Annotated in this window: 6 protein-coding genes and 1 pseudogene; 1 reads left to right on the forward strand and 6 read right to left on the reverse strand. The window is 56.3% G+C overall.

All coding sequences use genetic code 11. From position 1 onward, the window contains the following. The 5 genes from EOA32_RS27295 to EOA32_RS27315 form a co-directional block, all read right to left on the reverse strand. Positions 1 to 706 (reverse strand): pyridoxal-phosphate dependent enzyme (locus EOA32_RS27295; protein WP_128373369.1); only part of this gene is annotated, 706 nt, incomplete at its 3' end. A gap of 10 nt (positions 707 to 716) precedes the next feature. Further along, positions 717 to 1775, reverse strand: a complete 1059-nt coding sequence (locus EOA32_RS27300) for a hypothetical protein (RefSeq protein ID WP_128373370.1) — start codon at positions 1773 to 1775, stop codon at positions 717 to 719. Positions 1776 to 2251: 476 nt separating this feature from the next. After that, positions 2252 to 2989 (reverse strand): class I SAM-dependent methyltransferase, encoded by a 738-nt coding sequence (locus EOA32_RS27305; RefSeq protein WP_128373371.1) that lies wholly within the window; start codon positions 2987 to 2989, stop codon positions 2252 to 2254. 541 nt (positions 2990 to 3530) lie between these two features. Further along, the gene (locus tag EOA32_RS27310; RefSeq protein WP_128373372.1) at positions 3531 to 4097 is read right to left on the reverse strand and encodes a GNAT family N-acetyltransferase; all 567 of its coding nucleotides are present in this window, start codon (positions 4095 to 4097) and stop codon (positions 3531 to 3533) included. Positions 4098 to 4545: 448 nt separating this feature from the next. Then, positions 4546 to 5640, reverse strand: coding sequence for a pyridoxal-phosphate dependent enzyme (locus EOA32_RS27315; protein ID WP_128373373.1), 1095 nt, complete (start codon positions 5638 to 5640; stop codon positions 4546 to 4548). Between the two features lie 1472 nt (positions 5641 to 7112). On the opposite strand from EOA32_RS27315, the gene EOA32_RS27320 reads away from it, so the two are divergent. Next, a complete protein-coding gene (locus EOA32_RS27320) occupies positions 7113 to 8345 on the forward strand; it encodes an acetyl-CoA carboxylase biotin carboxylase subunit family protein (RefSeq protein ID WP_128373374.1) in 1233 nt (410 codons plus the stop codon). A gap of 670 nt (positions 8346 to 9015) precedes the next feature. Here the strand turns inward: EOA32_RS27320 and EOA32_RS27325 are convergent. Next, positions 9016 to 9562 (reverse strand): annotated as a pseudogene (locus tag EOA32_RS27325) (transposase); the annotation flags it as partial. Positions 9563 to 9917 lie beyond the last annotated feature (355 nt).

The following is a 9917-nucleotide window of genomic DNA, read 5'->3' on the forward strand; positions in this document are numbered from 1 at the left end:
CAGCGTCATACAGTTCATGCCTCACGTTTTTGGGGACAAGACTGTTCCCCAGCCCCCGCACTTTCCGTTCGCCGTCCGGTTGGCCAAAAATGACGCTGTTGAAGGTGTCCACTCCGACCAGGCGCGCGCCTGATGCTTTTTGGCGGAGGCGCTCTATCGTTCCGCAAGTAGAGCCGCCCGACCCCACAGAACCAACCAACGTTACGTCGGCGTCCATCATCCCCGATATTTGGTCGGCAAAGAGCTTATAGGCTGCGGGGTTGTCCGGTGTTTCGTATTGCCGGGGCCAGAAACAGGAGTGGCCCAACTGTCTCATCCTGGCGTGTAATGCGTCGAGGCGGCTTCTTTGATAGCCACCCTGCTTCGCCTTTTCAGTTATTATGAAGACTTCGGCTCCCAAGGAGCTCAACCTATTTTCCAGGCCTTTCTCCATCACTGGATCTGTGAAGATTTCGAGCTGGAATCCACGTTCCCGGCAAACTACGGCCAAACCCAGCGCGAAGGTTCCGCTCGAGGTCTCGAGAACTTTCATGCCGTGCGTCAAAGTCCCTCGAGCCAGCGCTTGCTCAATGATGTACTTCGCAGGGAGAAGCTTCATGAACGCGAACTGCGCAAGATAAAGGTTTGTCTCACACCTAATAATGCTTGGGAGAGCATAGGCAGCAGAATAGCCGGAGAATGGCAGGCGTTTGCGCACAGCGTCCATATTGGTTACCTCACCGGCAGCCGGTCATGGTCAGATATATTTTTGGCGAGTTGTCGTACGGCGATACATGGGCGAGCACGGACCGAAGCTTCCGTGGAAAATCAGCCGCCATTCGATCAAGCAGGATTCCAACCATTGTGCCACTGTGCGCAACTATGACCCCGAGAGCGTCAGTGGCCTCGGATGCTTTCAGCATCGAGTTCAGATGCTCCTTTGGAGCCCGCTCCTGATGCAGGAGCGCGCTGGCCGTAGCTATCCTGCCTATCGTGGCCGTGTCACCCTTCGGAATTGCGATTCGTGCGCGGTCGAGCAATTGGTGATATTCTGCTCTGCGACTTGCGGAGATCTCACCTCGCCGTTGATCATAGTCGACGGTTTCGACCGTCCCTCCTTCATCGATACCAACGATTGCAAGCGGCGGCATTTGCCCAAGGAAGGAGAGAAGGCTACATGCTCGCTGCTGATATGCTACCACTCCTGGGTACATCACCCCGTCGGATGGCTCGATCTCCCCCATTAGCTTCTCGATCAATGACGTCCGGATTCTACGCTTGAAGCAGCAGGCAATTGATCGTGCAGCCGCAACAAGATCCGCAGACGAACTCGCCAACCCTTTGCCTTCTGGAAGTTCAGAATGCAAAAGAAGGATTCCTCCTGAGACGCCGAGCGCAATCACGAGATTCTCAGCCAGTCGTTTTGCTTTGACTTTATATGACGGATAAACGGTTACGGATTGTGTGCCAGCCATCGGCATGAAGTGAGCTCGCGAAAAGAGTGCAACGGGCATCGTGACCAAGAAGTGAGGGTCCCCCGGAACGGAGCCGACCGGTAGCTGACCTTGCAGTAACTCGCCGAATGTGCCGCAACAAACAGCGCTACCCCCACCGGAATAATCCCCAAGCTGCGGCCCACCCTCGGTGATGCTTTCAGCGGTATTTTCGCCATCGAACGTCTGGTGGTTCATGCATGGCTTCCAGACTTCACCTGCGGCTGCTTCGTTGAGTTCTGCAATCGTGCTCGTCCTGCTTCCTGCAGGACCCACGGAATGGGTCGGATTCTGGATCGACATATCCCCGTCTCATTAATGCTCCAGACGCGACAGAAACCAATGCCTCTGCTGGGCGAATGACAGCGGCGCTTGCGACGTACGCTGCAAGGCTTGATTTGGCGGGGCCGCACCCAACAGGGCAGCGTCTGTCGCAACGATTTGGCGCGTTCGATCAAGTTTCATTTGGACCTCCTCGGCCGGGACGCGAGACCGTTAGATCGCAACGGAGAATTTCATTATGTTCGGAGCAATTTGTGTGCCACTTAAGAGGTTGTGGTGAGTAAGCTTCGAGAACCATATTGCGCGACGCAATGACGAATACTTGCGCCTCAGTGTGTCGGGTTCCGAACACTGACGTCCCGCACCGGACAGGGCTGTTACAGAAGCTGACGTCCGGGACGGGGGCTCGGACAGCACGGTGGTCAACATTCTTTTCAGTAGCCTGAGCTTATCGAGGCCAACTGAACACAGGAGTCCCGATGACCGCCGCCATGGCCTCATGAGAAGAGCACGGATTCCGGATCTTCGGCACCGGTTGATCGCCTTTGCCTCTGAGGCGCCTGATGGACTCGGAAAGTCCAGTAGTGCGCATCCTCCTGTCCGATGTAGCTACCGTTGCTCAGATATTGTACTCGTGTAAGAATGCCCGCCTTCTCAAGACGCAGCACCTCATTTTCAAAAGATGTTGCCTCTGAATAGCTCCTTTCAGAGCTCACCACCACAAATCCATTCGGGCGTGTCACGCGGGCCAACTCGCGCAGCCCATGCGGGCAGACATGTCCGCGTGCGAAGACGCCGCAGCACACGGTCATATCATAGCTCGCGCTGGAATAGTCCACGAGCGGTCTATTGAGATCAACATCTCCTTGGACATTGCGGTAGATCCCGATTTGCCTTGCCATTTCGGCCATCGTTTCGCAGAGATCAAAGCCGTCGATCAAGCGGAAGCCGAGATGGTACAGTTCAATGCCAACCAGGCCTGTACCGCAGCCAGCATCCAGGATCGCCATGGCTTCTCGGTCTTTAACAAGATAGGCTGCTTGCACGGCGCCAGCCAGTTCGGTTACTATCGAGGGGCTGCGGTAGTGTTCGCGTTCTAGGTCCAACTCGTAGCAACGAGCCCACTCACCATAATATCGGACCAGCCGTTCCGCATCACCGTCGAGAGTATGCGATGCCTCGATCCGCTTTTGGGCGGCTTGCCTCAGTGCGTTTTGTCCGCTCAACGTGTTCATGTATTTTCCTCCTGCTGAGTAAACGCAAGCTGGCATTTCACAATCTGAGAACTGCCGGTTCATAGACCATCTTCGCCGACTAATTGCTCACCACGTTTGAAGCTCGTCGTTGCCAAAATTTGACACCAGCCTTTGCCCAGCGTCTTTCCTTCGGGATCGCCCACACGGTGAGCGCCGGGGAGGGGTCGTGGTAGATAATCCATTCAACACCAGTCTGATCAGTAACTGCGAAGGAGCACCTTCGTCTCTCGAATCCTAAGAAGTCGCCGGTGGCTACCTCGTCGGTCTCAGCTCGATAAGCCAGATCTCCGAGAGCCCCCGGACGTACGGCTAAGGAAAATTCACAGCAGCAAGTTGCATACCAGTTTGGGTACCCATGGGCATTACTCCCGTTCGTCACGAACGGCGTAATTCACGGACGTCGTAGCGCATCCATGCAATTCTGAACATACGAGTGCTCGGGGTGTGGGGCGGCACCGTGAGAGTGTCCCCTATCCCGAATCCTTTTAAAGGGCGACGTGCTTTAACGTCACGCTCATCGTCACAAGCCGACTTTCATTTCGAGAATGTTCTGGGGGCCGATTGGGCCGCAGAAAGTAACGCCTGTGTCCCAAAACCCCGACTTCAGATAAGTTTCTCTAGCTGTCACATTGCGTACGTTGACGCCTAGCATGAGACGGGTGGCGTATGGTCGGTTTGTTAATATCCATCCAACGGCAAGTCTAATTGCTGCTTTGCCATATCCGTTGCCCTGGTATGACTGGCCTATGCGAAAGCTGTGCAAGGTAATTGCATCAGGCGGTGACCATTCCGGCACCGCCGACTGTTCACGCAGGACAAAAAAGCCAACCACATGATCCCGAACGACGATCGAGAACGGGTGCTCCAGTTCGCGGCGTGAGCTGTTCTGAAGCTCAGAGAACACCATATCCAACGGGTCTACAAACTGTTCTTGCTCCGACTCAAGCTTCAAATGCGCGACTATGGCGTGATCGAAGCGAGACAATGCTTTCAGCATCGCGCCACACCCCTGCTCAATAGGCTCTGCGGTCTTGCGGTGTTCCAGCGTATTGGGTTGAAGAGAATTTGGACTGGTTGATCGCCGCATGGGCCCGATTCCAGGAAGTGGCTGAAGGAGCGAGAGCCTTGGCGCATGGCTTAGTGACTGGATAGCAATTCATCGAGTGTTCGCCTGCCCCAACGGCACCAGGACCAGCCGGTCGGTTCCCTCACGCCTGCCAGGCTGGCTGCCCCCAAACAGAACGGATTTGGAGTATCAACGCGACGGCCATATGGCGACAGTCCACAGTCGAACTTCGGGATCAGTTGTGCCTCTGGAAGAAGATAAGGTTTGCGGTATAGACAGCGGGAACCAGAGTATTTCGCAAACTGTGTTCTCACAACAAGGACGCATAGATCAGAGCAGTTCCCGCCGAGAGACGTTATTCTGCCTAGCTGATCAATAGTGTCATGATCCACCAATCACGTTGTGGTGAGGCAGTTCGGCTGTTTTTCCAAGCATGCGTTGACAAAAGGGGCCAATTTAAGAACACCTATCATGGATCGTAACCAGCCTGGCGGGGCTCCGGATCGCTTCCGGTAACATCTCGATATTTGCGTCGACCCCATTTGAATCGACACCATTCCTCCGATACCTCCTCTAATGAAACGATATCCTTTGGCCCTTCCCAATCCCGAATGAGGTCTTTGCTCCAGTTGTTCAACCATCCGGGATTAAACATCGTCTCCGCATAACGGACGCCATGGTCCGGTAGAATGGTGAGAACGTTCTGCGAGGGGTCCCGAGCTGCACGCCATTCCGCAACAGCAAGAGCTGCACCGCTGGACGGCCCGACGAGCATTCCGGTACGTCGATGGAAGTCGTGCACCCTCTGAACCATTTTCGGTACCGGCACCCAATGGACTTCGTCGCAGAGCTCGAAATTTACGTTGCCCATGGGAATTCCTGCGCCCATCGCCAGGATCTGTTCGAACGTTTCCCTGCACATCTTGCTGATCCGCTTGGCCTGAGCCCCAAAAATCACGCTTCTATTGTGATCGACTGCGATCACCTCCAAGGCCGCGTTCTCGCGCTGCAAAACAGACGCAATTCCAAAGAGCGACCCCCCGCTTCCAACTGCACCAACGATCGCATCGACTTTTGGCTGTACCATGAGGGCTCGCTCGGCAACCGGCCGGTAAGAGGATGAATTTAGTGGGTTTGAGTACTGTTGCGGCCAATAGCTATCAGGAACTGATGAGCGTAGCTCGACCAGCACGTTGAGGCGCGCCTGCTGAATTCCACCTTCACAATTGTTACTGCCGTGGACCGTATGCAGGATTGCGCCCAAATTTTCCAATCGCCAGCGCACGATTTCAGAGGTTGGGCCTGTGACCAGCGTAAGGTGCAGGTCATATAAAGAACACAGGATAGCTAAGGCTAAGGCGAACGTGCCAGAACTGCTCTCAATCACATGCCCCCCGGCCCGCAATTGACCGCTTGCCAGTGCGGCGTCGAGAATGTGCTTTGCCGGAGTAAACTTCATTAGGTCGAACTTCGCGGCGACGAGATTGTGCGAGACCTGTACGAAGGTCGGGAGGGAAAGCGCTTCGGTGACATTTGCGCCGAAAGGTTTTGGAAGTGCATTCATGCTTCTACTCACCCTCGCTATCGTGAATCGCCAAGCGGTTGAGGTCCTGCCGCGTTAGACAGCTTGTTCGTTTAGCTCTACTTGGAGCCTATGGTTTTCGGTCGCCCTAGAACCCGATCTGGCAGACCTGATATGTTGCGTGCTCCCTTCGCTCCATCGGTCACGGTTGCCGCGACTTCAATGTCAGCCGACAGCTCCTTCGACCCGCGACAAGGAGACTTCAAAAGTTGTGCCAACCTAGCTGGTCGAACTGGAAAAGAATTTTTGTGATTTCACTTCAGACATTTACCCTCAAGCGTGACAAGAGATCGGCCAAGTAAGGCTGTGTCGCTCGCCCGACAAACCCCACAGTTGGTGTCGGATAGCGGTCGCGCCCCGTATACGTCGAAGTCGCCGAAGTGGCCTGCTGCCGGTCGGGTGGACAGTTGCGGTTCTCGATCTGCTTTTCTGCTTTCCGTCGTGCTGGACGCAAACCTCTACGCGCCGCCACGCGCGGACCCCATTCGCTTGCGACCTGCCAGCAAGCTCCTGCCCAAGCTCAAGGCCGTCGCCGAGCGCACGACAAACGAACTGGTGGAGAATTCTCGCTTCCGAATCGTACCGCGAGGATAAATATCAACTAACATTACTACAGGCACCGGACTGCGGTCTCCCGGCAAATCGTCCCGTTGAGGGTTCTCGCCCGGTCGGCCAGCGCCCGGTGCAGGCCGGATCCCGATCTCTTACCGCCGGACATCCCTGCCCTCTTTGTCCGACGCTGGCAGGTCGAGGTCACCTTTGCCCAAATGCGCGCTCATGTAGGGTGGAGACGCAACGTAAAATGTTCCGACTTGGCAATCGAACCAACCCTGCATTGCTCGACCTCTATTCGGTCGTCACCACGTGGGCCGATATCCCTTACCCTGTGCCGCGGCATGGTACACCAAAGCCGCTTCACATTAAGCGACGCCATCGCAGCCGTCCGCCTGCAATTGTGGACCGCAGACATTTAACCACGGTCAGCAAGCCCACCACCACTACAAACCGCCCGACCGCCTCATCCGTATGGCCCAGGCACTCTGCTATGCCGCATAATGGGCAAAGTTGAGACAAAATGTAGCCGCGTTACCATCACCCGGCGCGCGTCAAAAAAAGGGACCGCTATTTCTTGCCCAACGCGTCGGGCACCTCGTGAACTCGTGGTTCGCACCAACGGTCGCAAGCACTCGCTTGTGGGCGTTTTCCCTGGAACGGGGAACAGGATTCCTCGACCGGCGAAGCGAATTCAACGCGTGAACCGCTTCTGCATGTCCAATGTCTGACTATGTCGGACATGCCACATAGCGGTACGAGCGCCATCGGGTTGTTTCAAAACGATTTCTCCTTTGGCGCGGCGCATGCAAGCAACGTATCACTAACCGAGAATCTGGTCGGAGGTCAGAAACACCATTTACCTCGGATCGCCGCACAGCACGCAACGGAGGTCAACGCCAATGACAAAAAGGGCGCTCATCCTGGTTGAAGGCCACAGGGGTCTTGGTTTGCCCTACGTGAAAACGGCCCAGCGGCTTGGTCTGCATCCAATTACTCTGTCGGCTGATCCAACTCAGTACGACTATCTTTTGGCGGAAGGAATTGAGGCAATTCGTATCGATACAGACAATCTCGATGCGCTGATCCACGAATGTGCCAGGGTATCTGCAACCTATGCAATTTCGGGAATTACCGGCTTTTCGGGCGCCGACGACTCGGCCTGTGTGACGGCTGCCGAGCTCTGCCGGCATTTTGATCTACCGGGACCGAACCCAGCATCGATTGAACGATGCTGCGACAAATTTACTCAACGTGAGCTTCTCGCGAAGGCTGGTGTTCAAATACCTGCTTACCGCTTGGCGTGGAACGCGACGGATGTAGAACGCGCCGCCTCAGAGATCGGCCTGCCAGTGGTTCTTAAGCCGGCCGTCGGCAGCGGCAGTAGCGGTGTCCAATTGTGCCGCAACTTCGACGAGTTGGATGAACATACAGCCTATCTATTTGGCGGGAAGCATATATGGCGTTCCTTGCCCAGGATACTGGTCGAAGAATTTGTACAAGGCCCACAGTATGGCGCCGAAATAATGGGAAATGAAGTCGTTGGGATTGCGCCGGCTGATTTCGGCCCGCCGCCGCATTTCGTCTTCCATGGGGTGAGCTTTCCGGCCCCGCTAACTGATGAAGAGCATAAACGCATCGCCGATCTTTCGCTAATCTGCCTGCGAGCTCTCGACCTTGGCTGGGGACCAACGAATGTTGAATTCCGGTGGACGACGCGCGGCCCAGTTGTCATTGAAGTCAATCCGCGTATTCCTGGCACACCCACCCCTCAACTGGTTCAGCTGGCTTACGGTATTGATCTCGTCGCCGAGCACATAAAGCTCATCATCGGCGAGGAATGGGATCTGCGTAGAAGGCATTCGCACACTGTGGCCGCGCGGTTCCTAGTTCCTGATCGCGACGGCATCCTCGAGACGATCAATGGCGACAGGGCGGCTACTGTAGAAGGTATAGTTGAGGTCAAACTGTATGCTGAACCCATGCGGCCGATTGTCAGGAAAGGCGATTACCGCGACCCGATCGGACATGTCATCGCCGTTTCACCCAGTTTTGCTCAGACCGAGACGATACTTCAGGATGCCGTAGACTTGATCGATTGGTCAATCAAGCCGTTTCCAACTGCCTCCGAATAGGACCAATTTGGCCCCTACTTGGCAGGCTATTGAAGAGAAGTCGATCACGCAACAGATGGGGTATTCGGTTCATCTCGCTGAACGCCTGGCTCCTTTTTGGATCATGACGTTCGTCTGATGCTCAGAGCCGAACTGGCAAGAGGAGATCGGCATGAGCGTCTATGCAGGACTGGATACTTCACTCGACACGGTAGCTATTTGCGCTATCGGAAAGACCGGCGAGATGCCGTGGCAGGGGAGGTCCTCGGTGAACTGGATGCGGTGACGGCTGCACTTCAGCGACGGCGGGACGATCTGGTTCGCGTTGGCTTGGAAACTGATGCACTCGTTTCGATTCCGTCTTCGAGATTCATCGGTCCCTCCATTCAAGCTTGAACGCATTCTTGCGATCAATCGTTGAATGGCACAGTAGTACTTCTGTAATGGGCCCTTACTCGTCAAGTCCCTTCGAGTGATCATCACGCCGCTGGGATCATGCTTCTGTCCGTGGTCAGCACGAAGACTGCCACATCATGCCATCAGATCCTTTGAGCCGGCAGGTCAATCTAGGACGCGTGATTTGCCGAAGCTTTCACAGCACTACTCCCGACCTTGCCAAGCCCTCGTCCCAGCGACGGGACCTCGAAGAAGCAGCGCCTATGGCGGCCTGCCTCGCTGCCTTGTTCCTCCTTTACGCGGTTACGGTGTCCTTGCCCCAACGGAACTGACTGACATCGGCCCACATGCGATGGAGGACGGTGGCGAGCTTGCGGGCCAGCGCCACCTTTGCCCGTTTCATGCCGCGCCGCTTCGCCACGTCCATCGCCCAGCGCTTCAGGGCGGAGAACCGCGTGGCGCGCGTCAGCATGATGTGCGCCGCTTCATAGAGCGCGGTTCGCACCATTCCATCGCCGACCTTGCTGATGCCCGGCGTCGATGTCGGTCTCGCCGGATTGATATTTCTTGGGCGTCAGTCCGAAGTACGCACCGACGGTTCGGGATTTTGCAAACCGCCCCGGATTGTCGACCGCCGAACGATAGGTGAGCGCCACCAGAGCCCCGACACCGGGCGCGCTCATCAGCCGCTGGCAAACAGGATCGACACGGGCGATCTTCAGCATCGCGCGGTGCAGCCGGGTAAACTCGTTCCACAATAAGGCCCGGGCCTGCAGCATCGCGCCGATCACCGTCGCAAGCATGTCATGGCCTTCGATGAGTTCGCGAATGCGCGCCTCGAAGGCACACGGCTCGGCGACCATCGCGCCCGGGTCGAGCGCAAGCTTGCCGAGCTTCACGCTGGGTAATCCGGGGGTCGGCGATGCGATCGCTGAAGGCCTGCGCCAGGGACGGGTGCGTCTGCGCGATCGAGACGCCGCCGTGTTGCTCGCCAGGGCCGACCGGCGCCATCTGTTCTAAGCGTGGACGGATGCACATCTGCCAAAGGCAGTAATCGACCAAAACTGCGCGTGCGGAGGCGCTCGATGCTGCGCCGGCATTCGACTGGGCGCGATTTTCTTGGGCGAGGTCCTCAGAGATGAGGATATCGCCACACTGCACCGGGGAGCAGATCGTGTTTCTTCAACCGCCGCTCCG

Origin of the sequence: Mesorhizobium sp. M1A.F.Ca.ET.072.01.1.1 (genome assembly GCF_004023325.1) — a bacterium.
Taxonomy (GTDB): Bacteria; Pseudomonadota; Alphaproteobacteria; order Rhizobiales; family Rhizobiaceae; genus Mesorhizobium.